Origin of the sequence: Methylocystis sp. (assembly GCF_046349115.1) — a bacterium.
In the GTDB taxonomy this organism is placed as follows: domain Bacteria; phylum Pseudomonadota; class Alphaproteobacteria; order Rhizobiales; family Beijerinckiaceae; genus Methylocystis.
In genome coordinates, this window is the sequence record NZ_JAXMCX010000004.1 from 162,971 (window position 1) to 185,177 (window position 22,207).

The 22,207-nt window shown below is 61.7% G+C and carries 25 protein-coding genes; 15 read left to right on the forward strand and 10 right to left on the reverse strand.

Annotated elements, in window-relative coordinates; all coding sequences use genetic code 11:
- The first annotated feature begins 55 nt into the window (after nt 1-55).
- Both U1E20_RS12650 and U1E20_RS12655 read left to right on the forward strand, forming a co-directional pair.
- The gene (locus U1E20_RS12650) at nt 56-1,189 is read left to right on the forward strand and encodes an AAA family ATPase (protein ID WP_409980973.1); all 1,134 of its coding nucleotides are present in this window, start codon (nt 56-58) and stop codon (nt 1,187-1,189) included.
- Nucleotides 1,189-1,941 carry a DUF4435 domain-containing protein gene (locus U1E20_RS12655; protein ID WP_409980974.1) on the forward strand — a complete coding sequence of 251 codons (753 nt, stop codon included), beginning with the start codon at nt 1,189-1,191 and terminating at the stop codon, nt 1,939-1,941. Before U1E20_RS12650 ends, U1E20_RS12655 begins: the two co-directional genes overlap by 1 nt.
- Before the next feature lie 136 nt (nt 1,942-2,077).
- On the opposite strand, the gene U1E20_RS12660 is transcribed toward U1E20_RS12655, so the two are convergent.
- Nucleotides 2,078-2,350, reverse strand: coding sequence for an AbrB/MazE/SpoVT family DNA-binding domain-containing protein (locus U1E20_RS12660; RefSeq protein WP_409980975.1), 273 nt, complete (start codon nt 2,348-2,350; stop codon nt 2,078-2,080).
- 223 nt (nt 2,351-2,573) lie between these two features.
- On the opposite strand from U1E20_RS12660, the gene rplM reads away from it, so the two are divergent.
- On the forward strand, nt 2,574-3,044 hold the full coding sequence (gene rplM, locus U1E20_RS12665) for a 50S ribosomal protein L13 (protein WP_409980976.1): 471 nt from the start codon (nt 2,574-2,576) through the stop codon (nt 3,042-3,044).
- 2 nt (nt 3,045-3,046) lie between these two features.
- A complete protein-coding gene (gene rpsI / locus U1E20_RS12670; protein ID WP_409980977.1) occupies nt 3,047-3,526 on the forward strand; it encodes a 30S ribosomal protein S9 in 480 nt (159 codons plus the stop codon).
- A gap of 60 nt (nt 3,527-3,586) precedes the next feature.
- On the opposite strand, the gene U1E20_RS12675 is transcribed toward rpsI, so the two are convergent.
- From U1E20_RS12675 to U1E20_RS12700, 6 genes are all read right to left on the reverse strand, one after another.
- Complete coding sequence (locus U1E20_RS12675; RefSeq protein WP_409980978.1) at nt 3,587-3,937, reverse strand: hypothetical protein; 351 nt, start codon at nt 3,935-3,937, stop codon at nt 3,587-3,589.
- Nucleotides 3,938-3,971: 34 nt separating this feature from the next.
- Nucleotides 3,972-5,255, reverse strand: coding sequence for an MFS transporter (locus U1E20_RS12680; RefSeq protein WP_409980979.1), 1,284 nt, complete (start codon nt 5,253-5,255; stop codon nt 3,972-3,974).
- Between the two features lie 4 nt (nt 5,256-5,259).
- Nucleotides 5,260-6,609: a peptide MFS transporter gene (locus U1E20_RS12685; protein ID WP_409980980.1), complete on the reverse strand. Its 1,350-nt coding sequence runs from the start codon at nt 6,607-6,609 to the stop codon at nt 5,260-5,262.
- Nucleotides 6,610-6,685: 76 nt separating this feature from the next.
- Nucleotides 6,686-7,150 (reverse strand): flavodoxin family protein, encoded by a 465-nt coding sequence (locus U1E20_RS12690; protein ID WP_409980981.1) that lies wholly within the window; start codon nt 7,148-7,150, stop codon nt 6,686-6,688.
- Between the two features lie 9 nt (nt 7,151-7,159).
- Entirely contained in the window at nt 7,160-7,345 is a 186-nt protein-coding gene (locus U1E20_RS12695; RefSeq protein ID WP_409980982.1) for a hypothetical protein, read from the reverse strand.
- A gap of 271 nt (nt 7,346-7,616) precedes the next feature.
- Nucleotides 7,617-7,820 carry a DUF1289 domain-containing protein gene (locus tag U1E20_RS12700; RefSeq protein WP_409980983.1) on the reverse strand — a complete coding sequence of 68 codons (204 nt, stop codon included), beginning with the start codon at nt 7,818-7,820 and terminating at the stop codon, nt 7,617-7,619.
- Nucleotides 7,821-7,955: 135 nt separating this feature from the next.
- Between U1E20_RS12700 and argC the strand changes: the two genes are divergently transcribed.
- Nucleotides 7,956-8,876, forward strand: a complete 921-nt coding sequence (gene argC, locus U1E20_RS12705) for an N-acetyl-gamma-glutamyl-phosphate reductase (protein ID WP_409980984.1) — start codon at nt 7,956-7,958, stop codon at nt 8,874-8,876.
- A 65-nt stretch (nt 8,877-8,941) separates the two neighbouring features.
- On the opposite strand, the gene U1E20_RS12710 is transcribed toward argC, so the two are convergent.
- Together U1E20_RS12710 and U1E20_RS12715 are read right to left on the reverse strand one after the other, a co-directional pair.
- Nucleotides 8,942-10,015, reverse strand: a complete 1,074-nt coding sequence (locus tag U1E20_RS12710) for a transglycosylase SLT domain-containing protein (RefSeq protein WP_409980985.1) — start codon at nt 10,013-10,015, stop codon at nt 8,942-8,944.
- A gap of 248 nt (nt 10,016-10,263) precedes the next feature.
- Nucleotides 10,264-10,710, reverse strand: a complete 447-nt coding sequence (locus U1E20_RS12715; protein WP_409980986.1) for an outer membrane protein assembly factor BamE — start codon at nt 10,708-10,710, stop codon at nt 10,264-10,266.
- Nucleotides 10,711-10,893: 183 nt separating this feature from the next.
- Between U1E20_RS12715 and U1E20_RS12720 the strand changes: the two genes are divergently transcribed.
- From U1E20_RS12720 to U1E20_RS12760, 9 genes are all read left to right on the forward strand, one after another.
- Nucleotides 10,894-11,448 carry a YceD family protein gene (locus U1E20_RS12720; RefSeq protein ID WP_409980987.1) on the forward strand — a complete coding sequence of 185 codons (555 nt, stop codon included), beginning with the start codon at nt 10,894-10,896 and terminating at the stop codon, nt 11,446-11,448.
- A gap of 153 nt (nt 11,449-11,601) precedes the next feature.
- Nucleotides 11,602-12,678, forward strand: a complete 1,077-nt coding sequence (plsX, locus tag U1E20_RS12725; RefSeq protein WP_409980988.1) for a phosphate acyltransferase PlsX — start codon at nt 11,602-11,604, stop codon at nt 12,676-12,678.
- A complete protein-coding gene (locus U1E20_RS12730; RefSeq protein WP_409980989.1) occupies nt 12,675-13,664 on the forward strand; it encodes a beta-ketoacyl-ACP synthase III in 990 nt (329 codons plus the stop codon). Before plsX ends, U1E20_RS12730 begins: the two co-directional genes overlap by 4 nt.
- 231 nt (nt 13,665-13,895) lie before the next feature.
- Nucleotides 13,896-14,249: an integration host factor subunit alpha gene (locus tag U1E20_RS12735; RefSeq protein WP_409980990.1), complete on the forward strand. Its 354-nt coding sequence runs from the start codon at nt 13,896-13,898 to the stop codon at nt 14,247-14,249.
- A 64-nt stretch (nt 14,250-14,313) separates the two neighbouring features.
- Nucleotides 14,314-15,729, forward strand: a complete 1,416-nt coding sequence (gene radA, locus U1E20_RS12740) for a DNA repair protein RadA (protein ID WP_409980991.1) — start codon at nt 14,314-14,316, stop codon at nt 15,727-15,729.
- A gap of 198 nt (nt 15,730-15,927) precedes the next feature.
- Nucleotides 15,928-16,563: a CvpA family protein gene (locus U1E20_RS12745; protein WP_409980992.1), complete on the forward strand. Its 636-nt coding sequence runs from the start codon at nt 15,928-15,930 to the stop codon at nt 16,561-16,563.
- Nucleotides 16,564-16,659: 96 nt separating this feature from the next.
- On the forward strand, nt 16,660-18,156 hold the full coding sequence (purF, locus tag U1E20_RS12750; RefSeq protein ID WP_409980993.1) for an amidophosphoribosyltransferase: 1,497 nt from the start codon (nt 16,660-16,662) through the stop codon (nt 18,154-18,156).
- Between the two features lie 38 nt (nt 18,157-18,194).
- On the forward strand, nt 18,195-18,755 hold the full coding sequence (locus tag U1E20_RS12755) for a Uma2 family endonuclease (RefSeq protein WP_409980994.1): 561 nt from the start codon (nt 18,195-18,197) through the stop codon (nt 18,753-18,755).
- Nucleotides 18,752-19,489, forward strand: coding sequence for an SDR family NAD(P)-dependent oxidoreductase (locus U1E20_RS12760; protein ID WP_409980995.1), 738 nt, complete (start codon nt 18,752-18,754; stop codon nt 19,487-19,489). The genes U1E20_RS12755 and U1E20_RS12760 overlap by 4 nt, the downstream gene beginning before the upstream one ends.
- 22 nt (nt 19,490-19,511) lie before the next feature.
- Here U1E20_RS12760 and U1E20_RS12765 read toward each other — a convergent pair whose 3' ends face one another.
- Complete coding sequence (locus U1E20_RS12765) at nt 19,512-20,054, reverse strand: DUF992 domain-containing protein (protein WP_409980996.1); 543 nt, start codon at nt 20,052-20,054, stop codon at nt 19,512-19,514.
- A 272-nt stretch (nt 20,055-20,326) separates the two neighbouring features.
- Between U1E20_RS12765 and U1E20_RS12770 the strand changes: the two genes are divergently transcribed.
- A complete protein-coding gene (locus U1E20_RS12770; protein WP_409980997.1) occupies nt 20,327-21,211 on the forward strand; it encodes an EcsC family protein in 885 nt (294 codons plus the stop codon).
- Nucleotides 21,212-22,207 lie beyond the last annotated feature (996 nt).

Genomic DNA, 22,207 nt, shown 5'->3' on the forward strand with positions numbered 1-22,207 from the left:
GCAAAAGTCCCGTACCGTTTAAGAAAGTTTTGCGCCCGCGGCTGAGCCCACGAACATGATAATCACCAACATCGAAGTCGATGGCCTTCCCCGTCACGACAAGCCGATTAAAGCAAAATTAAATAGTGACCTCAACATCGTGACCGGTCGGAACGGAGCCGGAAAAACCACACTTTTGAAACTACTGTGGTACATAATTAGTGGAAACATCGAACACGCCGTTCGTGAAGTTCCATTTACGCGCGCTTCGGTGACAACCGACCAATATTCAATAACAATAACAAAAAGCGTTTCAAACGAAGTCCGTATTGAATTTCATAAGAACGGTGAGAGAACACTATTTACAGACGACGATGATGATGATATATTTGAAACATCTTCAGCAGTCGATCGAGCAAACGACGCCATCAAGGATATTGGTAGCTCATTGTTCTTTCCGACATTTAGGCGCATTGAAGGAGGTTTTTCGGTAGGTCAGAATCAACCTAACTTTGGTCTTCGTATACCTAGTCGCGCAAAGAATGAACTAGAAGATGCGATGCTTGCATTGTCTCGACGCTTAACAGTTGAAAAACATTCATTTGTCGCAGCAATTTCAACTGTGGACATTGTAACCCTTTTAATGCGGCAGTATACTGAGATGTCAGAAGCTTCCAATGACTTGCAGAAATTTACCTCTCATCAAATTATCGATCAAATCAAAAACTACAAGGAAGACAGTAGCTTCGAATTCGTTGGCAAAAGCAAGGCCGATAAGGTCATTGACAACATAAAGACGATGATTGAGGCAATGGACGGTCAGAGAGCTAAAATTTTGGCTCCGTTAGATGCTGTTAAGAATCTCGTCGAAAAGCTATTTCATCATTCCGGAATTAAACTCGGAACGCGGCTAAGTTTTGGAGACGCTGCCACGGCCGTAAGCTCAGATAAACTTTCTGCTGGCGAGAAGCAGATGCTGAGTTTTATCTGCTATAATGCATTTTATAATAACAGCGTCATATTTATTGATGAACCTGAATTGAGCCTTCATGTAGATTGGCAAAGACAGCTTTTTCCTACTCTACGTGAGCAAAAAAGTTCCAACCAGTTTGTTGTCGCTACACACTCGCCATTTATCTATAGTAAATATCCAGACAAGGAAATATTGATGAGCGAAGATCGTGGAGCCGAAGGGAACGAGATCGACTGATGCACAGAGTCATTGTTTCGCTTGACGAACATATAGAGATGCTGAAAAGGTCGAAACTTCCTACAGTTGTGACGGAAGGTTCCGATGATTATCTTTTTTTTAGAAGAATCGAAGAAAGCTTAAGCCATTATGGAGTATCTTTGCTACCAGTTGGAGGTCGTCAAATGGTAATTGACCTGTTTAGACGGCGGAAAGAATTGGGACGAAACGATATAGTTTTCTTTGCAGACTTGGATATGTGGGTGTACAGTGGCGTACCGACTGAATATAACCACCGGAAGCTGCTATTCACTGACGGATACTCGATCGAGAATGACATTTACAGAGATGGCAACCTAGAACAGCTACTATATGAAGAGGAAAAACGTAAATTTAAACACGAGCTTTGCTCAATAATTGGCTGGTTTTCTTTTTGCATAGCTAAATTTTCTAAAGGCGAGGAAGTAAAGATCGCGGTGCACCCAAATAGGATACTGGATTCAAGCGGCTGCGTCTGCGATGAATTTTGTCGCGACAGCGGGTTCACTGGTCCAGCAGAACCCTTTTACGCAGAGACTCTGGCAAACTACAAGAAACTTTTACGAGGTAAAACATTGTTGCAGTTGTTGATACGACATTTGTCGTACAGCTCAAGAGCTGTAAAACACAGTAAAGTTCAATTAATTGAATATGCTACTGCTGGAAAAGGTACTCACTATTGTGAGGTGCATAGCAAAATAGAGGAATTCTTTGCTGCCGAAGTCTGTAGCTGAGGCATAGGCGATATCTGTCGAGCACGAGGTGAAGTATTCAAATTGTTGCAGCTATCGCCTTGTAAATAATGGAGTAAACTGGCATTCCGACTATCGCGGGCAATCTCTAGTCAAAAGCCGAACGAGGACATTCGTATCAACCGCCAGCATGGCGGCGCTTCGCTTCGGTAAGAACGCTGGCGTCCATCTCTTCGACGGATTTCGGCGCCCCTGAGTAGGAGAGCATGCCGAAGACGTCTTCGAGCTTTGTCGGCGCGAAGAGAGACGCTTCCTTGAGCAGGACTCCTTCCGCGGTCTCCTCGATCGTCAAGGACGCGCCGGCTTCCCAATTTCGGCGTTGACGGATTGATTTGGGGAGCACGACCTGTCCCTTTGTCGAGAGCCGAACCCTTCGTTTGTCAGCGCCCATCGCCAGCCTCGATAGAATAAAGTAAGATGGGGTAAGAATAGTAGATTTGAGCGCTCGGGCAAGCCGCGAATTTAATTATGGTATTATTTTACCGTATCCAGGAGTCTGCTGAGTTTACGAGAGATCGCAGCCATAACAGATAGCATAAACCGCTTGACCTCCCCCGTCCCATCCCCTATCCCCTGCCCATCCGAACGCAATGTTCAAACGGAATTCCCATCCCATGTACGGCAAGACTTTTTCGGCGAAACCCGCCGACATCGAAAAGAAATGGGTGCTGATCGACGCCTCCGGGCTCGTCGTCGGCCGCCTCGCCTCGCTCATCGCGCTGCGGCTGCGCGGCAAGCACAAGGCGAGTTTCACGCCCCATATGGACGATGGCGACAACATCATCGTCATCAACGCCGAAAAGGTGGTTCTCACTGGCCGCAAGCGCGACCAGAAGGTCTATCACCACCACACCGGCTTCCCCGGCGGCATCAAGGAACGCTCCGCGAAATTCATTCTCGAAGGGCGTTTCCCCGAGCGCATTCTCGAAAAGGCCGTGCAGCGCATGCTGCCGCGCGGTCCCTTGGGCCGCAAGCAGCTCGGCAATCTGCGCGTCTATAAGGGCGCCGAACATCCGCATGAGGCGCAAAGCCCACAGACGCTCGACGTCGCCGCCCTCAACGCCAAGAATAGCCGGAGCGCCTGATCATGGCCGAGACCACTCTTTCCTCGCTTTCCGACCTCCAGGGAAGCGCCGCCCCGGCGCCGGAAGCGCCGCGCTATGTCCAAAAGCTCGACAAGCAGGGCCGCGCCTACGCCACCGGCAAGCGCAAGAACGCCGTCGCGCGCGTCTGGGTGAAGCCCGGCGCCGGCAAGATCACCGTCAACGGCCGCGACATCGAAGCCTATTTCGCGCGTCCGGTGCTGCGGATGATCCTCGCGCAGCCGCTCGTCGTCGCCAAGCGCACCGGCCAATATGACCTCGTCGTCTCGGTCGCCGGCGGCGGATTGTCGGGACAGGCCGGCGCGGTGCGTCACGGCCTCGCCAAGGCGCTGACCCATTACGAGCCGGAACTGCGTCCCGCGCTCAAGAAGGAAGGGTTCTTGACCCGCGACTCCCGCGTCGTCGAGCGCAAGAAATACGGCAAGCGCAAAGCCCGCCGCAGCTTCCAGTTCTCGAAGCGCTAATCGCGCAAGCGAGAGGCGGAATTTCAAAGCGGCGCTTCGGCGCCGCTTTTGTTTTGGCGATCAATAAACGCAAATCTTGAAGTCGTCGCCAACCCAGCAGGCGGGGTCGGCCTTGGCGCGCTTCGCTTCTCCCCAGCGGGAGTTGATCCCGTCGCGGGTCAGTCCTCTCACTTCCGCGACGCCCGGCGAAACGATGGCGACGCTGACCAGAGTCACGCCGTCAAATCCCGGCTTTCCGATCGGCGCGATCGCAAAGCTGCCGCCGTTGTCAGGCGTGAATTTGCACGTCCCCCTGTACGGCGTCATGCCGTTGCCGATGACGACGCATTTCGCAGGCCTTGCCGACGCGTCAAGAAGCAAGACCGACTGCGCCGCCACGATCAAGGCGATCAAAGCAGCAATTCTCCTCATTACATTCTCCAGTCAAGAAAAGCCCACGCGGAGCCTATTCAAGCCCCGCCTCTTTGTGCCGCTCGCGCAGACCCGCGACGCCAAGGAGGCCCGCACTGGCGCCGAAGATGAGATAGAAGGCGGGCGCGACGGGCGTGTGGAAAAAGCCGATCAACCACGCGACGATAAACGGGGCAAAGCCTCCAAAGATCATCACGGCGATATTGTAGGGGATCGCAAGGCCCGCGGAACGCATATGCGTGGGAAACTGCTCCGCGAGCGCCGTCGAAAACGCCCCGCAGATGCCCGACATCATGACGCAGAAGGCTATTTGCGCCAGCGCCAGCGCCAAAGCCGACCGTTCCGACTGAAGCCAGACGTAGAGAGGATAAGCGCACAGCAGAAGCAAACCGTTCGACGCCAGCAGCAGCGGACGCCGGCCGACGACGTCGGAGAAAATGCCCATCAACGGCGTCAGCGCCATCAGCAGCAGGAGCGCGGGAGCCTGGGCGAGGAAAGACTGTTCAAGAGTCAGTCCCATCTCGGTCTTTGCGTAGGTCGGCATATAGACGAGGATCACGTAGAATGAGATGGTCGTGCCGATCGTGGCGACGAAACAGACGAGCAGCCTCTCGCCGCGCCGGCGGATCAGTTCGACAAACGCCTCCCGCGCGCCGCACGCCCTTGCCGTCGCCTTGAAAGCCGGCGTTTCGTCGAGACGATGTCGGATATAGAATCCGACGGGGCCAATCAGCAGACCCGCGAAAAAAGGCAGCCGCCACGCCCACTCATTCACCGCATCCGCCGGGAAAACGCTGGTCACGGCAATGCCCGCCAGAGTCGCGAGCAGGATCGAAAGCGCCTGCCCGAATACTTGCAGCGAGCCATAGAAGCCACGCCGGCCGCGGGGCGCCATTTCGATGAGAAAGCAGGTCGAGCTGGAATATTCTCCGCCGGTCGCAAACCCCTGCAGCAAGCGGCCGGCGACGATCAGCAGAGGGGCGAAAACGCCGATCTTCGCATAGGTCGGCGTGAGCGCGATGACAGCCACCGCGGCGGTCATCGCGAACATGACGAGTTGGAGCGCCGCCTTCCGCCCTTTTCGGTCCGCGTAAAGCCCGAAAAAGAGCCCGCCGAGCGGCCGCGTGCAGAAGCCGGCGCCAAAACTCGCGAACGCCAGCAGCAGCGCCGCGGCGTCGTCGCCGCTCGGAAAGAACGCCCGAGCCAGCACGGAAGCGAAAAAGCCATAGACGACGAAATCATACCATTCGAGCGCATTGCCGATGACGGCGGCGGCGATCTGCTTGGAGGCTGGCGTTCTCACTTGACGCAGGTTCATGCCGCTATCCGGAAGTGATGACGTTCTTCAGCGGCCGCCGCGCGACTTGGACAAGCAGCGCGCCGACGACGCCAAGCGCGCCCATGAGCAGGAAGAAATACGCGCTCGATAGGCTCGACCACAGGCTGCCGAACCATCCCGCCAGTAGATTGCCGAGAAACATCGAGGTAAACCAGACGCCCATCAGCGCCGAACGCGAGCCTTCAGGCGCGACATGCGACACAAGCGACAAAGCGATCGGGGAGAAATGTAATTCCGAGACCGTGATGACGGCGAAATAGGCGAGAAGCCAAAGCCAGCTCGCCTTGCCGCCATCGTTCGTCCAGGCCGCGAGCGCCATGATTGCGTAGCTCCCCGCGACGCCGAGACAGCCGAGCGTCATTTTGCGCATCGTCGACGGCTCGCGCCCAAAACGCGCCAGCCACGACCATAGCGAGACGAGCGGCGGCGTGAAGAGAAAGATCATCAGCGGATTGAACGCCTGAAACCAGGTCACCGGAAGTTCGGCGCGCCATCCGAAAATGTCGACGCCGCGGTCGGCGGATTGCGCCGCCCACAGCGCGATCGTATTGCCCTGCTGTTCGAAAGCCGCCCAGAACAGCGCGGAAGGCGTAAAAAGCAGCATCAGCGCGGCGAAGGATCGGCGAAACTGCGCGCGCGTCTGCGCGGTTGGCGCGCGCCTTAAGCGCGTTGGCGGCTCGCGCGGCAGGCTCGGCAGACCGATGAGGTAAGTGACGAGACCGACGACCATGCCGGCGCCGGCGCAGGCGAAGCCATAATGCCAGCCGATCGTCTCGCCGATCGTTCCGCAGACGAGCGGCGCGAAGAAGGCGCCGATATTGATCCCGACATAGAAGATCGAAAAGGCGCGATCGCGGCGCGCGTCCTCCGGCGCGTAAAGCTCGCCGACTTGCGTCGAGATGTTCGGCTTGAAGCAGCCGCAGCCGAGCGCGATGAGAAACAGCGCGATCAGAAACAGTCGATCGAAGGCCATCATGAAATGGCCGACGGCCATCAGCGCGGCGCCGATGACGATCATGCGCGTGCGCCCAAACGCGCGGTCGGCGACGAAGCCGCCGAGGATCGGCGTCAGATAGACGAAGCCTGTATAGAGGCCATAGATTTGCGACGCGAAAGGCTGCGGCGCGAGCGGACCAGAGAGCGTTTCGAGACCGCGTTTCAGCGCTTCGAGGCCCAGCGCCGCGTTCATCCGCTCCGGCGTCAACAGATAGTCGACCATGTAGAGGACGAGCAGCGCCCGCATCCCGTAATAGGAAAAGCGCTCCCACATTTCGGAGGAAAAGAGAAAGGCGAGCCCGCGCGGATGGCCGAGAAAATCGTCGCGTCGCTGCATGCGCTTTATCGAACCATAGCTTCGTGGCCGCCGGCCGATGGCCCGCGCGGCTTCTATAGATCACGGTTCGATCGGCTCAAAACACGCGGGCGTCCAATCCCGCCGCGACCAGCATCCCCAATTCGCGGCACTCGTCGACAAAGTTCTCACGCCACTCGCCGCGGCAGATCAGCGGCTCTTGTATCGCGCGCCAACGCAGGCCGGTGACGATTGACTCGACGCCGCGCCTTGTGCCGGTTCCGTCATGGCCGGCGCGAATGTAAAGCGCGTAAGGCAGGCCCTGCGTTCGCTCCAGCAGCGGGTAATAGCAGCGGTCGAAAAAATCCTTGAGCGCGCCGCTCATGTAGCCGAGATTTTCGGTGGTTCCGAGAATGACCGCCTGCGCCGCAAGCACATGTTCGGGCGTCGTCAGAAAAGGGCTGAGCGCCACTACGTCGACTCCCTCGATCTCGGGCGCGTGCGCGCCGGCGACGACCGCGTCCCTCAGCCGCTCGGTGTTGCGCGACGGCGCATGCGCGATGATCAGCAGGCGCTTTGGCAATGAATGCGACTACCAGGGATGATATTCTTGCACGCTAATGACTTTCAAGAAGACCGCCAAGCCAATGAACGCGAGCAAGACCAGCAGCGCGCTATAGCCGATCACCGAATAGACCGACGCATTATAGAGCGACTCCAAAAATCGCAGCGCGTAGGCTCGCAACGCGCCATCTCTCTCTTCGACTTGCTTCGCCATGACCGCTCCTCCTCTTGGAAGCGGGCGCGACTGATTTCGCCCTCAGCAGTTGAAACTAGGCGCTTTTAAACGGGACGCAATCCATCTTCGGGACTCATTCGATAACCGCACACGCCGCAAAGCGCTTGAACCACTGGAAATGTGCGACGTTCGCCCGAATGCGTCGGCCAAGCTGGAGCGTCGGCGTGAGCTCATATAATGCACGGATTTCACAATCCATTCGCCGATCCGCGCCGTCGTCGCAATGTCGCGCGACGCTAAAGGCAACAGCTCAGGTCGCGCGTCGGAGCCGATTTCGACCGCCTTCCTCATGATCTTTCTTGGATCGGCGCTTTTTCGCGTGTTCAACCACGATCGCCTTTTGCGATTCGGACATCGCCGTCCAGCCAGCGATCTCGGCCCGCGTCCGGCCGCAGCCGACGCACATGTCGTTCCGATCGAGTTCGCAAATTTTTACGCAGGGACTGTCGATCATCGGCTCAACTTATATTGCGCCGCCCTTGGCCAAAGACGGACATTTCCGGCTGCGCTATAGGGCGGCGCGCCGCGCGCGTCAAAAACATGCCGGGGCTGCGCCTTCAATCTTTTTCTCTTCATCCAAATCGACTAGATGCGGGCCATGACGATAAAAATCTTCATCGACGGCGACGCCGGCACGACCGGGCTCGAAATCCGCGAGCGGCTCGCCGGCCGCTCGGACATTTCGCTCCTCGCGCTGCCGCAGGAGCGGCGCAAGGAAGTCGCCGCCAAGCGCGACATTCTCGCATCCGTCGACGTCGCCATTCTGTGTCTGCCTGACGCCGCCGCGAGGGAAACGGTCGCGCTTTGCGACGCCATCGGCGGCGGCCCGAAAGTGCTCGACGCCTCCACCGCCCATCGCGTCGCGGACCGCTGGGTCTATGGATTCGCCGAACTCTGTGAAGGACAGGCGGCGGAAATCGCCGCAAGCCGCCGCGTCGCCAATGTCGGCTGCTATGCGACAGGCGCCATCGCGCTCATTCGCCCGCTCGTCGACGCTGGGCTTATCGGCGCGGACCAGCCGCTGACGATCAACGCCGTCTCCGGCTATTCGGGCGGCGGGCGGCAGATGATCGAAGCCTATGAGAGCGGCAAGGCGCCGGCCTTCGAGCTTTACGCGCTCGGGTTCGAGCACAAGCATCTGCCGGAAATCATGGCCTATGGCAGGCTGGCCGTCCGGCCGCTGTTCGTGCCTTCCGTCGGCAATTTCCGCCAGGGCATGCTCGTCTCGATTCCGCTCGCGCTCGACGCTTTGCCCGGCAAGCCAAAGGCGCGGGATTTCGAAAACGCCTACGCCCGTCATTACGCCAGCGCGAAACATGTCCGGCTCGCAGCGGCTCCGGCGAATGGCAAGCTCGACGCGCTCGCGCTGAACGGGACCGACGATTTGGAGGTCTTCGTCATCGCCAATGAGGCGCGCGGTCACGCGCTGCTCGTCGCCCGGCTCGACAATCTCGGCAAGGGCGCGGCCGGCGCGGCCGTGCAAAACCTCGATCTGATGATGGGAAAGTAAGCGAGTGGCGCGTAGTGAGATGGTGAGTAGTAGAGAGGCTCCACTCCCTACTCGCTATTCCCTATTCACTCGGCGTAAGCCGTCGCGCCTCCGGGCAGCTTCGCGACAACGTCCTCATAGCGGCTGGTGCGCTTGTCCATCATCGTCTCGAAGGCTTCGTGCACCTCTCGGACTGAACGAACCTTTAGCCGGCGGCCCTGCTGCTCATAGAAGATCGGCTTATTGGCGCGCGCCGGCTTGGGCAGCAGCGCCGCCGCGGACGTGTGCGGGGCTTCTTCCACGGTTTTCATGAAACGCTCGGCGTCGTCCGGTCCGAGGAAGTGGATGAGATAGGTCTCGCCCGAGGTCAGGGGACGGCCGATTTTTTCGGCGATCCTGGCGCTGTCCTTCTTGAGCATTTCCGCGGCGAGAACGGCTGAGAGATAAGGATCGTTGCGCAGATTGAGGATTTGCGCGCGTTTTTGACCGTTGACGCGCGGCGCGTCGTCACTCGCGATCGCCGCCGCCGTATCGCTATGCCCGTGACGCCAACCGAAAGTTTTCAGCGCCCTTAGCCACGTCTTTTCGACGAATTGGAAGAGCCCGCTGGCCGAAGAAGTCCGCGCCTTCGCCGTCGAGGAAAAATTCGACTCCTTGTCGGCGATCGCCATGAGCAGCGCCGGATCCATCTCGGTCGTCTGCGCCGCCTTGACGACGCGCTCGACGATCGACTGCTGCACCTTGACCGACCCGAAGCGCATCACGCCCGGCGTCTCGGCGACGTTGTCGTCATCGAGACGGTGCGACCAGGTGAGCGCCGCCTGTTCGATCGAAAAGTCCGAGTCGAGAGCGGTTTCCTCGTCGTCGACGGCGTCGGTCGTGAGCGTGGTCAGCGGCGAAACGGCGACGCGGAAGCGCCCGGCGCGCGCGCTCCGCTCCGGACGACGCGAATCGTCGCGCTCTCCAGTCATCGCCAACACAGCCACTACCGACAGCAGCGTCGCGACGCTGAGCGCGCGCAACAGCGGAGAACAGGATCGATCCAGCAGCAAATTCGACAGCATCGCGCGGGGCGACTGGTTCGACTGTCGTCCTGGGCGAGTCGACGCGACCTTTTCGTCCTTGGACAGCGGCGGGGCGTTCGTCAGCGTAACCGTCATGCTTCGCGGGTTCTCCACAATTACGCAAAGTTTGCGTAAACAGAAGGTTACCCGCGAGGCGAGGCAAAAGATCGGCGGCCGGAGCCATGCTGGCGCCGCAATTGCGCTGGCACGACAAACGCGCCATCGCCACAAAGTCTAATATTTAGATGAAGTTACTCTGACTGTAGCGCCGCCGCCGCCACATTGGCGCCATCAGTCCAGCCACGCATGCGCCGGCCGAGTCCCGAATTGGGAAGAAGGCGGCTCTAAAACATGCCGCCCACTTTGGAGAGCATCCCCTGAAGCAAATGATATTCGGGACCGGCGGTCGGCGTCGTCCGCGAAATGAAGTCGATCGGCTTTCCGTCTTCCATGCCGTAATCGGCGACGCGCTGAACCTTCTTCGACTTATCGAAATAGACCGCATAGACGCGCTGTTCGGTAATGTTTTGGGGCATGAACGCGAAAGAGCGCTCGATGCGCTGGCTGACGTAGTACCAGGCGTCGCCGCCGACCGTCGAAGTCGTCGAGGGCGTGCCAAGCGCCGTCATCACCTGCTGGGCCGTCATCCCTGCCTTGACTTGCGAGGTGCTGCGCGAATCGAGCACGGCGCCGCGATTGACGACGCCCTCATAGCCAAGGCAACCCGACAGCGAAACGGCCGCCGCGACGGCAGCCGCCAAATGACAAGCGATGCGCAAAGCCCGCGCCATGTGTCTCTCCGCAATCCTTCGCCGCCGCGCGCCTGCGCCCGGCCTATAGCTTTTCGCCAAATCCGTAATCTTCGATCGCAGCGAAAGCAAGACAGCGCATTCTGCGCAAGGACGACGACGGCGACTGTGCGCCGGCCCACAGATCTGGTTTGATGGCAAGCCTGCGACCGGGAGGCCGACGCCATGACTGCGATTTCCGACTCTTCACTGCCTCTGTCGCGCCGGCTCGCGCTTGCCGACGTGCCGCCCGAAGGGCTCGAGATCGACGTGAGCGCGACGCCGGCCGATTGCGCCGCTCTGGCGTCTCACAACGCGATTCCCGCCGTGCATGCGCTGCGCGCCCAGTTGAGAGCGAAACGATGGCGCGGCGATGGGCTGGAGATTGAAGGCGAATTGCGCGCGAGCGTCCGACAGGCCTGCGTCGCCTCCTTGGAGGAATTCGATTCGGAACTCGTCGAGCCGATCCACATGCGCTTTGCGCCGCCACCCGAGGAGGCGCCGCGCAGCCGACGACGGCATGAGGAGCCTGCGGAAATCACTATGGACGAGGATCCGCCCGATCCGCTCATTGGCGGCGGCGTCGATCTCGGCGCGGTCGTCTCCGAATTCCTGACGCTGGCGCTCGATCCCTATCCGCGCAAGCCGGGCGCGCATTTCGTCGAACCGACCGGCGACGGCGCCCAGGTCGTTTCGCCTTTCGCCGCCCTGGGGCGGCTCAAGCCGTCCGGCGAACCCTAAGGCGAGACATCTCGGCACTTGCGCGCATGGCCGGCAAATGGCAAGTCGCCCGCGGGGCCGGGGAACGCGGAGGCGCTTCTCGGACGCGTCATAAAAGCCGGCCAATAAAACAAGGCCGCCGATAAAGGCGCGCAGTCGGGAGAAACGTGATACATGCCGCAAACTGTTCGGATCGCGCTCGACGCGATGGGCGGCGATTTCGGTCCGAAGGTGACCATCGCGGGCGCGGCCAGCGCGCTCGAACGGCGTCCCAACAGCCGCTTCCTGTTGATCGGCGACGAGCCGGCGATCCGCGCCGAGCTTGAGCGTCATCCGCGCCTCGCGGACAGCGCCGAGGTGCGCCATTCCGCCGTTTCGATCCGCATGGACGACAAGCCGAGCCAGGCGCTGCGCTATGGCCGCCGGGTCTCGTCGATGTGGCTCGCGATCGAGGCTGTTAAAAAGGGCGACGCCGACGTCGCCGTCTCCGCCGGAAACACCGGCGCGCTGATGGCCATGGCGAAAATCTGCCTGCACACAATGGCGCGCGTAGACCGGCCGGCCCTCGCCTGCCTGTGGCCGACGCTCAGGGGCCAGTCGGTGGTGCTCGACGTCGGCGCGTCAATGGGCGCCAACGCCAGCCATCTCGTCGATCTCGCGATCATGGGCGCGGCGATGGCGCGGGTCATGTTGGGCGTTGAGCGCCCGACCGTCGGCCTGCTCAACGTCGGCGCCGAAGAGATCAAGGGCATCGAGGAGGTGAAAGCCGCCTCGACCATGCTGCGCGACCTCGCCCTGCCCGGTTTCGATTACCGCGGCTTCGTGGAAGGCGACGGCATCGGCAAAGGGGCCGTCGACGTCGTCGTCACCGAGGGCTTTACCGGCAATATCGCGCTCAAGACCGCCGAGGGAACGGCCGCGCAGATTACCGCCTATGTCAAAGAGGCGATGAGCGGCACGCTGCTCGCCAAGCTCGGCTATCTTCTGGCGCTCGGCGCCTTCCGCCAGCTCCGCGCCAAGATGGACACACGGGCGACGAATGGCGGCGTGTTCCTCGGCCTTGAAGGCATCGTCATCAAAAGCCACGGCGGCGCCGATTCGGTCGGCTTCGCGCGGGCCGTCGAAATCGGCCATGAGGTGGCCGGCAGCGACCTGCTCAATCGTATTCGCGACACCGTCGCGCTGGCGCACAGGCTCGGGGAACACGACAGCGCCGATCAGACCCCTCCACCCCGGGAAACCGCTCAGTGACCATCAGCACGCCTCAATTGCGCGCCGTCGTTCTCGGCGTCGGCGCCTATCTGCCCGAAAAGACGCTCACCAATGAGGAGCTGGCGAAGCTCGTCGACACCAGCGACGAATGGATCGTTCAGCGCACCGGGATCAAGGAGCGGCATATCGCGGCGGAAGGCGAGACCACGTCAATGCTGGGCGAAAAGGCGGCGCGCGCGGCGCTCGCCAACGCCGGACTGAGCGCGAACGACATCGACCTGATCGTCGTCGGAACCTCGACGCCGGACTGGACCTTTCCCTCGACCGCGACGCAAATTCAGGCCGCGCTCGGCATTGCGCATGGCGTCGCCTTCGACCTGCAGGCGGTCTGCTCGGGATTCGTCTTCGCCCTCGCCACGGCGGAAAAATTCCTGCGCTCCGGCTCGCATAAGCGCGCGCTGGTGATCGGCGCGGAAACCTTCTCCCGGATCATCGATTGGACCGACCGCACCACCTGCGTGCTGTTTGGCGACGGCGCCGGCGCGATGATCATCGAGGCGCAGCCTTCTCAGGGCGGGATCGACGAACGCGGCGTGCTGACCACGCATCTGCGTTCGGACGGACGCCATCGCGCCAAGCTCCATGTCGACGGCGGCCCTTCCGCCACGCAGACGGTCGGCCATCTGCGCATGGAGGGCAAGGAAGTGTTCCGCTTCGCCGTGGGTCAGGTGACCGACGTCGTCAAGGACGCCTTCGCCGTGACCGGACTGACGGCTGAAGACCTCGACTGGTTCGTGCCCCACCAAGCTAACCGCCGAATCATCGACATGTCGGCGCAAAAGCTCGGAATTGCGCCACAAAAAATCATCGCCACCGTGCATTTGCACGGCAACACCTCCGCCGCTTCCGTTCCGCTGGCGCTTGCTGTCGCCGCCGCGGACGGGCGGATCAAACAGGGCGACCTCGTCATGCTCGAAGCCGTCGGCGGCGGCTTCACCTGGGGATCTGCCCTGATACGCTGGTAAGCCCGCGTCGTACACATAGTCATTACCGCGTCATGAAATATTGTACCGAAACATCGCGGCCGAGCACGACCTGCGCTTGATTTCCCAATCCAATTCTGAAAAATTCCGACAATGGACGGTGGAGCGCCGCGACATAGGCTGGGCGCGCCACCCTCTTTGCGCCCGGCCGTCCCACCGAAGCGCTTCGACATCGGCCCGCGAAGTTCATTGCGATCAATCGTAAGGCGGAAGATGGCCAAGGGGGACGCAGCCGCTGAGCCAGACGGCGCGGCGGAAGATAAACTCATCGCACGGAGGGGCGCCGTGACTCGATCGGACCTTGCAGACGCGATCCACCGTAAAGTCGGCGTGCCGCGGGCGGAATCGGCGAAATACGTGGAAATGGTGCTCGAAGAGATTTTCGATCGCATCATCTCGCGCGAAGACGTCAAGCTTTCTTCCTTCGGCGCCTTTGTGGTGCGGGAGAAAAAGGAGCGGCTGGGACGCAATCCGAAGACGGGCGTCGGCGCGAAGATTTCGGCGCGGCTCGTCGTGGCGTTCAAGCCGTCCAACATTCTGCGGGCAAGGATTAACGGCGAGGGCTGACGTATAGGCGCGGGACGCGTAATCCCTGCTTGACAATCGTCCAAACTCCATGCGCCAAACAGGCATGGCCAAGAGCCGCGCGGTCTATGTCTGTCAGAACTGCGGCGCCGCCTCTTCGCGGTGGCAGGGACGCTGCGACTCCTGCGGCGAATGGAACAGCCTCGTCGAAGAATCGCCCGCCGGCGTCGCCGAGTTCACCCGGCGCGCCGCCCGCGGTCGGGTCTTCGAACTCGAGGGACTGGGCGGCCAAGATCGGCCGGCGCCGCGGGTCGCGACCGGGATCGACGAATTCGATCGCGTCACCGGCGGCGGTTTCGTGCCGGGTTCGGTGCTGCTGCTCGGCGGCGAGCCGGGCATCGGCAAATCGACCCTGCTCATCCAGGCTTGCGGGGCTCTAGCGCGGCGGGGCGCGCGGGTCGTCTATATTTCCGGCGAGGAGGCGGTCGCGCAGGTCCGATTGCGGGCCGCCCGGCTCGACCTCGCCGACGCGCCGGTCGAGCTTGCCGCCGCGACTGAGGTCGAAGACATTCTCGCCACCTGCGCGACCGGCAGACGCCCGGCGCTGATCGTCATCGATTCGATACAGACCATGCACACCAGCATGGCGGAATCCGCGCCGGGAACGGTGACGCAGGTGCGCGCCAGCGCCCAGGCGCTGCTGCGCCACGCCAAAACGACGGGCGCGACAATCGTTCTCGTCGGCCATGTCACCAAGGACGGACAGGTCGCCGGGCCACGGGTGGTGGAACACATGGTCGACGCCGTTCTGTCCTTCGAGGGCGACGGCGCGCATCATTTCCGGATGTTGCGCGCCTCGAAGAACCGGTTCGGCGCGACCGGCGAGATTGGCGTCTTCGAGATGACCAGCCTCGGCCTCGCTGAAGTCGCCAATCCGTCGGCGCTCTTCCTCGCCGGCCGGGACGCCGGCGCGCCCGGCGCGGCGGTGGTCGCCAGCATGGAGGGACAGCGTCCGCTGTTGATCGAGATCCAGGCGCTCGTCGCGCCGACCTCGCTCGGCACCCCGCGCCGCGCCGTCGTCGGCTTCGAGCAGAACAGGCTCTCGATGATTCTTGCCGTGCTCGAGGCGCATGGCGGCCTGAAGCTCGGCATGCACGACGTCTACCTTAACGTGGCAGGCGGCTTTCGCGCCGACGAACCCGCCGCCGACCTCGCCGCCGCCGCGGCCCTGGTCTCGTCGCTCACCGGCGCGGTCCTGCCGCCCGACATGTTCTTTTTTGGCGAAATCGGACTGTCGGGCGCCGTACGGCCCGTCATTCATCCCGGCATGCGGCTGAGCGAAGCGGGGAAGCTCGGATTCCATCACGCCGTGGTCCCGCAGTCGCAACAAATATCTAACGACGCGCGCAGCGCCGGCGTGACGATTCGTCCCTGCGCCGACGTCGGCGCCCTGGTCGCGTCCATCGCTCGCCTATCGAGTCGGGAAAAAACCGTCGCGCGCGGCCGAAGCCCCGCGCTTTAATGTTTCCGGCCGGCGTCAAGATGCGTTAGAAGGCTGCCAGTGAAGTAGCCGTAGGCCTGCCGGAGCGCCGGCGCCCGACCGAGGGCGGCGGAAAGTTGACACAGGTTCCGGACAGGGTCGCGCGAGCGTCGCCGGAAGGCGGCCAACAGCCCATTCAGAAGCGTCAACAGCTCGGGGCGAACAAGCAAGAGGCCAGCGATGCCGTCATATCTTGATTTGGCAGTGATCATCGTCGTTTTGGTATCGGGGATGCTTGCTCTTTTGCGCGGCTTCACGCGCGAAGTGCTTGCCATCCTCTCCTGGGTCGCGGCGGCCGCGGCGGCCTATTTCTTCTATCCGCTCGCCCTGCCCTACATCAAACCCTACATCGCCAAGGATGAGATCGCTCTCCTGGCCTCGGCGGCCTCGGTGTTTCTCGTCGCGCTGATCGCCGTTTCGCTGGTGACGGTGAAGCTCTCGGATATCATTCTCGATTCGAAGGTGGGCGCCCTCGACCGCACGCTCGGCTTCCTGTTCGGGGCGGTTCGCGGCGCCCTGATCGCCGTCGTCGCCTTCGTTTTCTATAGCTGGCTCGTGCCGGAAGCGAATCAGCCGCAATGGATCAAGGACGCTCGCGCCAAGCCGTTCCTGACCGCCGGGGGCGAAAAATTGAGGGAAATGCTGCCCGACGACATCGACAGCATCGTCGCCAAGATTAAGGCTAAGAAGGGCGCTCCGGCGAATGAGGAGCCGCCGGCCGACGTGGATCCGGACAAAGTCGAGCCGACGCCCGGCGGCGCAAGCCCCGAACCGCCCGCCGATGCGGCGCCGGAGTCCGCCGACAAGCCTGAATGATAGTCTTGCGGATGGACCCCGCCGCTGGCACATATGACGGGAATACGACGCCTGGGCGCGCTGGAGCGCCCGGCGGCGCGTCACGGGGGACCAAGCATGACGGAGGCCGCCGAGGATCATCAGCGATCCTCATCCCGCGAGATTGATCCGACCGACGATCTCGACGGCGACAGGCTTCGCGAATATTGCGGCGTCTTCGGCGTCTTCGATTTGCCCGACGCCGCGGCCATCGCCGCCCTGGGCCTGCATGCGCTGCAACATCGGGGACAAGAGGCGGCCGGCATCGTCACTTTCGACGGCGGCCGTTTCTACGGCGAGCGCCGGCTGGGACTGGTCGGCGACCATTTTTCCCAGGAAGGCACGATTGCGCGCCTGCCCGGCGCCGCCGCGATCGGCCATGTGCGCTACGCCACCACCGGCGAGACCATGCTGCGCAATGTGCAGCCGCTGTTCGCGGAACTGAATACGGGCGGCTTCGCGGTCGCCCATAACGGCAATCTCACCAACGCCCAGACGCTGCGGCGTGAACTGATCCGCGAAGGCGCGATCTTCCAGTCGACTTCGGATACGGAGGTCATCCTTCATCTGGTCGCGCGCAGCCGCAAGCCGCTGCTGATCGACCGTTTCATCGAAGCGCTGCGTTCGATCGAAGGCGCCTATTCGCTCGTCGCGCTCACCAACAAGAAGCTGATCGGCGCGCGCGATCCGCTCGGCATCCGCCCGCTCGTCATCGGCGAATTCAACGGCAAATACATTCTCGCGTCGGAGACCTGCGCCCTCGACATCATCGGCGCGCGTTTCGTCCGCGACGTGATGAACGGCGAGATCGTCATCATCTCCGAGGATGGCATCCAAAGCATGCGGCCGTTTCCGCCGCAGCCGATGCGCCCCTGCATCTTCGAATATATCTATTTCGCCCGACCCGATTCCATCGTCCATGGCCGTCCGGTCTATGAGGTGCGCAAGGCGATGGGCGCCGAGCTCGCGCGCGAACGCCCGATCGACGCGGATGTCGTGGTGCCCGTGCCGGACTCCGGCGTGCCGGCGGCGATCGGCTATTCGCAACAGTCGGGCGTGCCATTCGAACTCGGCATCATCCGCAATCACTATGTCGGCCGCACCTTCATCGAGCCGACGCAGATCGCGCGCGATTTCGGCGTGCGCATGAAGCACAGCGCCAATCGCTGCGTCGTCGCGGGGAAACGCGTCATCCTCATCGACGATTCGATCGTGCGCGGCACCACCTCGGTCAAGATCGTGCAGATGATGCGCGACGCCGGCGCGACGGAAGTGCATTTCCTGATTTCATCGCCGCCGATCACCAATCCGGATTATTACGGAATCGACACGCCGCAAAAGGAGAAGCTGCTCGCCGCGACGCATACGCTCGACGAGATGCGCGACTATATCGGCTGCGACTCGCTCGCCTTCCTGTCGGTCAACGGCATCTATCGCGCCATGGGCTACGAGCGCCGCGACCCCGTGCGGCCGCAATTCACCGACCATTGCTTCACCGGCGATTATCCGACATCGCTGACTGACCTCGTCGGCGAGAACCGCGCGCAGCTGTCGCTGCTGGCGGAGGCGAGCTGAGAAGCGGCCGACGCCTCGTCCCCGTGCTATAAGAGGCCATGAGCGCAACGGCCCAAAAACGCATTAATGCGGCGGAGTTTCTCGCCTGGACGCAAGATCAGGAGGAGGGCCGTTATGAGCTGTTTCGCGGCGAAACCTTCGCAATGGCGCCCGAACGGGCCGAACATGTCGCGGCCAAAGCGAGAATCTGGCGCGCGCTAGCCGACGGCATTGCGCGCGCCGGGACGCCGTGTGAAGCCTTTGTGGATGGGCTGGGGGTGAAAATCGACGACCACACCGTGTATGAGCCCGACGCCTTGGTCAATTGCGGCGATCCTGTCGCCGCGGATTCACTTTTGGCGCCAACGCCCGTGGTGGTCGTCGAAGTAATATCGCCCTCTTCTCGAAGCTTCGACAAGAATTCCAAACTCAGCGACTATTTTCGGCTTGCAAGCGTCGCGCATTATCTCGTTGTGGACCTAAGCCGACGGCTAATTTTACACTATCAGCGCCGGGACGATCAGATCGTCGTCGCAATCGTCAAGGAAGGCCGCATTACGCTCGACCCGCCAGGTCTTGATGTCACGGTTGATGAGATAATTCCTGAGATCACTGCGTGAAGCCCAGCAGCATCGCCCTCGTCACCGGCGCGTCGCGCGGCATCGGGCGCGCCCTTGCGCTTGAACTCGCGCGCGCCGGCGCGCATGTCGTCGCTTTGGCGCGCACCCAGGGCGCGCTCGAAGAACTCGACGATGAGATCCGCGCGCTTGGCGGCGAAGCGACGCTCGTTCCCTGCGATCTCGCCGATTTCGAAGCGCTCGACCGGCTCGGCGCGGCGCTGTTCGAACGCTGGGGCAGGCTCGACGTCCTTGTCGGCAACGCAGGTCTGCTTGGCCCGCTATCGCCGCTCGCGCATGTCGATCCAAAGGATTGGAGTCGCGTCATGGCGGTCAATGTCACGGCCAACTGGCGGCTGATCCGTTCGCTCGACCCGCTGCTGCGCGCCTCGGGCGCCGGGCGCGTCGTCTTCGTCACGTCAGGCGCGGCGCATCGCGCGACGATGAAGCCGTTCTGGGGACCTTACGCGATTTCGAAAGCGGCGCTCGAAGCGATGGCCCGCACCTATGCCGCCGAGGTCGCCGGCGCGGGCGTCACCGCGATGCTCGCCAATCCGGGACCCTTGCGCACCCGCATGCGCGCTCAGGCGATGCCGGGCGAAGACCCGATGACTTTGCGAACGCCGGAGGAATTCGCAAAAAAATGCCTCGCGCTGCTGGCGCCGGAATGGCGCGAGAGCGCGAGACTATATGACTTCCCGACCGACAGGCTGCTGGATTTTTCCGGACCGGGCTGAGCCGCGGCCTTACATCGAATCCTTAGCCGTGATGTCCATGGCGATGATGGACATGATGGCGGCGCGGCATGGGCGGGGGCGGCGGCGGCACATAGGCGAGCGTCAGGCGCTCGACGCCCGCGGTCCAGCCCACGCCGGCGCCGGCTTCCACCTGGAAAGGCTGCAGCGAGAAGGTGTTGTCCGATCCGCCGACGAGGATCGCGCCGCCGCCGCCAACCCCGATCTTGGCCGAGACTTCGGGACCCATATAGGCCCCGGCAAGAGCGCCCGGCCCAATATGGTTCGTCGCCGCGACGACGCCCCAGGCGAGCTCGCCAGGACCGTTGATCGTCACATTGGCGCCGACCTTGGTGAGGACGCCGACATAATGTGCCGGAATCGCGCCTTCCGCATCATCGCGATAAATGCAGTCCATCTGTTGATTTTCGACCAACACGCTTATGCCGTTGCCCATCAGCCGGCATTGCAGCGTTCCGACGCGGTCGCCCGCGAATGCGCTCGCCGGCGCCAACAGCGCCAATATGCAGGCGCCGGCCGCCGCGCGGCCCAATCCAAACTTCAGCATCCAGTCCTCCTCTTGCAGATCTGCGACAGCCGCGCCTTTTTTTGCAGCCAGCCCGGCTTGAAGCGGAGCCGGAAACGCGCGCCGCGCAGCACCACGCCCTGCAGTACAGGACACGAGGCGAAATGCAACAGCGTCGCTTCAGGCGGCGGGAGAATTAATCATTTTTCGCCGCAAACGTCCTGTGCGCGGGCGCACGCCTCGGACGCCGGCGCGCCGCTTGCTTTTCCCTACCTTTGCCGCGCTTGCAAAGGCCAGAAAAGAGTCCGAATTTAATGGCGTTCAAAATCCGCCAGGGCCGATCGGTGTCGAATTCATATCCGCTTCCCGTTGTCGTCGACGCAGGCCTGTCGCCGTCCGACGTCGACGCCCTGCGCGCCGCCGTCGCGGCGCTGGAGCGACAGAGCTTCGCCTCGCGGCTCGCGGGACTGGCGAGCCGCCAGATGAGCCTCGGCTCCTTGACCTTGCCGCCGCGTCTACAGGCGGCGGCCGCCGCCGCCACCCAAAAGGCGCTCGCCGCAGCGATGAAAATGGCGCTCGCCAGCCTGGACCCGCAGCCAAGTAAGGACACGATGCGGATTCACCGTCGTCTCGCGGCGCTCAGCGGGGGCGTCGGCGGCGCCGTGGGACTAGCGAGCCTGCCGATCGAACTGCCGGTGTCAACGACGATCATGCTGCGCTCGATCGCGGAAATCGCGCAAGCCGAGGGAGAGGATTTGCGTCATCCGGACGCCGCCCTCGCCTGCCTGGAGGTGTTCGCGCTTGGCGGCCATTGCGCCGAGGGCAATGTCCTCGAGGGCGGCTATCTTGTGCTACGCGCCATGCTCGCGAAATCCGTATCGGACGCCGCGCGCTTTCTGACCGTCCGGCGCGTTTCCAACGAGGCGGCGCCGGCGCTCGCCCGTCTGATCGGCGCGATCGGGGCGCGGTTCGGGGTGGTCGTAACGCAAAAGACCGCGGCGCAGGCCGTCCCGGTGATCGGCGCGATCAGCGGCGCGGCGATCAATGTCGCCTTCACCGAACATTTCCAAACTCTCGCGCGCGGCCATTTCGTCGTTCGCCGATTGGAGCGAGTCTACGGCCCCGCCATGGTGCATGCCGAATACGCCAAAATCGCCCGGTCTGAGGGATATTGGAGCGATCCGTCGCAGGCGGCGTGAAGAGCGAGGAGCGCGCATGATCATGCTACATTTACGTAACGTCTAAGCTTGAATTTCGCAGTTGGGTAAAGTGCGGAAACTTTTGGGTGGCGGGCAGGATGTTCGCTTTGCGCCACAAAAAAGCGAACGACCACAATGGCGATTTATACGAGTAATGTGAGAGCACGACGACGCTATTGCTTCGCAGGTCGGGAAAAAATACGCCGTTAGGTTTTTGACTTTCTTTTCAGGCTCCTCCGCAAATATGCGAGCCGTTCATAGCTTCGAACGTTGCACCAGTCCTCAGATTCCGAACTCTATAAGTCCGACCCCGATCATCCCCCTTCGGACAGCCCGCATAGTATTTAACTAAGCAAACACGAACTCGATCTCCGACGCGAGAGCGTTCGAGCGCAGGCGTACGCGAATATGGCGTATTAATCCATCCATTGTTGCCGGCCCCGAAAATGCGGCTGCCATGTGTAAAACTCAGCGAACTTGACTCCGCGCCGCTGGGTTCGTGGCCGGGTGGAACCCGCGAAACAACTTTGACGGTGAAGGTTTCGCAGATTGGGTTAGGCATATCCTTCTCGGCAGGGTCGTTCGACTTCGCATCCGCACCTCCAGAAAAGGAAGCCACTGCTGAAGCGACTATGGACGCAAAAATGATGGGACACGAATTGGCGCCAAACGTTTTCATAGCTTGCCACCTCTCGTATATTGCGCTTGGTGTCGCCAAGCGGGCCGCGAACTGACCGGCGAATGTTATTTAACATTTTTAGCGGCGCTCGTCGCCCCGCCAGCAGCTTTGCTGGGAACTTGCACGACAAGCGGCGAACGCACTCCAGCGGAAATTCAGCGCAACGCTCACGAGTGGATGGCCGCTGAGGGTCAACTCAAGCTATTCATCATCCGTTCGGCGGGGCGACTGCTATGGCTCGTAAGCCGAAATTCGAACCGAGATGCGACCGGCGTTCGCAGGGACTCGCCCAAATGCTGATGACGCGATCGATCTCA

Excerpts from the sequence above, each read along its gene's own strand:
- U1E20_RS12765 (WP_409980996.1), bottom strand. The coding sequence starts at position 20,054 with ATGCTGAAGTTTGGATTGGGCCGCGCGGCGGCCGGCGCCTGCATATTG.
- radA (WP_409980991.1), top strand. The coding sequence starts at position 14,314 with ATGGCCAAGAGCCGCGCGGTCTATGTCTGTCAGAACTGCGGCGCCGCC.
- U1E20_RS12715 (WP_409980986.1), bottom strand. The coding sequence starts at position 10,710 with ATGGCGCGGGCTTTGCGCATCGCTTGTCATTTGGCGGCTGCCGTCGCG.
- U1E20_RS12745 (WP_409980992.1), top strand. The coding sequence starts at position 15,928 with ATGCCGTCATATCTTGATTTGGCAGTGATCATCGTCGTTTTGGTATCG.
- U1E20_RS12700 (WP_409980983.1), bottom strand. The coding sequence starts at position 7,820 with ATGATCGACAGTCCCTGCGTAAAAATTTGCGAACTCGATCGGAACGAC.
- U1E20_RS12695 (WP_409980982.1), bottom strand. The coding sequence starts at position 7,345 with ATGGCGAAGCAAGTCGAAGAGAGAGATGGCGCGTTGCGAGCCTACGCG.
- U1E20_RS12660 (WP_409980975.1), bottom strand. The coding sequence starts at position 2,350 with ATGGGCGCTGACAAACGAAGGGTTCGGCTCTCGACAAAGGGACAGGTC.
- U1E20_RS12650 (WP_409980973.1), top strand. The coding sequence starts at position 56 with ATGATAATCACCAACATCGAAGTCGATGGCCTTCCCCGTCACGACAAG.
- U1E20_RS12685 (WP_409980980.1), bottom strand. The coding sequence starts at position 6,609 with ATGCAGCGACGCGACGATTTTCTCGGCCATCCGCGCGGGCTCGCCTTT.
- U1E20_RS12680 (WP_409980979.1), bottom strand. The coding sequence starts at position 5,255 with ATGAACCTGCGTCAAGTGAGAACGCCAGCCTCCAAGCAGATCGCCGCC.
- U1E20_RS12770 (WP_409980997.1), top strand. The coding sequence starts at position 20,327 with ATGGCGTTCAAAATCCGCCAGGGCCGATCGGTGTCGAATTCATATCCG.
- argC (WP_409980984.1), top strand. The coding sequence starts at position 7,956 with ATGCGGGCCATGACGATAAAAATCTTCATCGACGGCGACGCCGGCACG.
- U1E20_RS12655 (WP_409980974.1), top strand. The coding sequence starts at position 1,189 with ATGCACAGAGTCATTGTTTCGCTTGACGAACATATAGAGATGCTGAAA.
- rplM (WP_409980976.1), top strand. The coding sequence starts at position 2,574 with ATGTACGGCAAGACTTTTTCGGCGAAACCCGCCGACATCGAAAAGAAA.
- U1E20_RS12735 (WP_409980990.1), top strand. The coding sequence starts at position 13,896 with ATGGCCAAGGGGGACGCAGCCGCTGAGCCAGACGGCGCGGCGGAAGAT.
- U1E20_RS12755 (WP_409980994.1), top strand. The coding sequence starts at position 18,195 with ATGAGCGCAACGGCCCAAAAACGCATTAATGCGGCGGAGTTTCTCGCC.
- purF (WP_409980993.1), top strand. The coding sequence starts at position 16,660 with ATGACGGAGGCCGCCGAGGATCATCAGCGATCCTCATCCCGCGAGATT.
- U1E20_RS12675 (WP_409980978.1), bottom strand. The coding sequence starts at position 3,937 with ATGAGGAGAATTGCTGCTTTGATCGCCTTGATCGTGGCGGCGCAGTCG.
- U1E20_RS12710 (WP_409980985.1), bottom strand. The coding sequence starts at position 10,015 with ATGACGGTTACGCTGACGAACGCCCCGCCGCTGTCCAAGGACGAAAAG.
- rpsI (WP_409980977.1), top strand. The coding sequence starts at position 3,047 with ATGGCCGAGACCACTCTTTCCTCGCTTTCCGACCTCCAGGGAAGCGCC.
- U1E20_RS12720 (WP_409980987.1), top strand. The coding sequence starts at position 10,894 with ATGACTGCGATTTCCGACTCTTCACTGCCTCTGTCGCGCCGGCTCGCG.
- plsX (WP_409980988.1), top strand. The coding sequence starts at position 11,602 with ATGCCGCAAACTGTTCGGATCGCGCTCGACGCGATGGGCGGCGATTTC.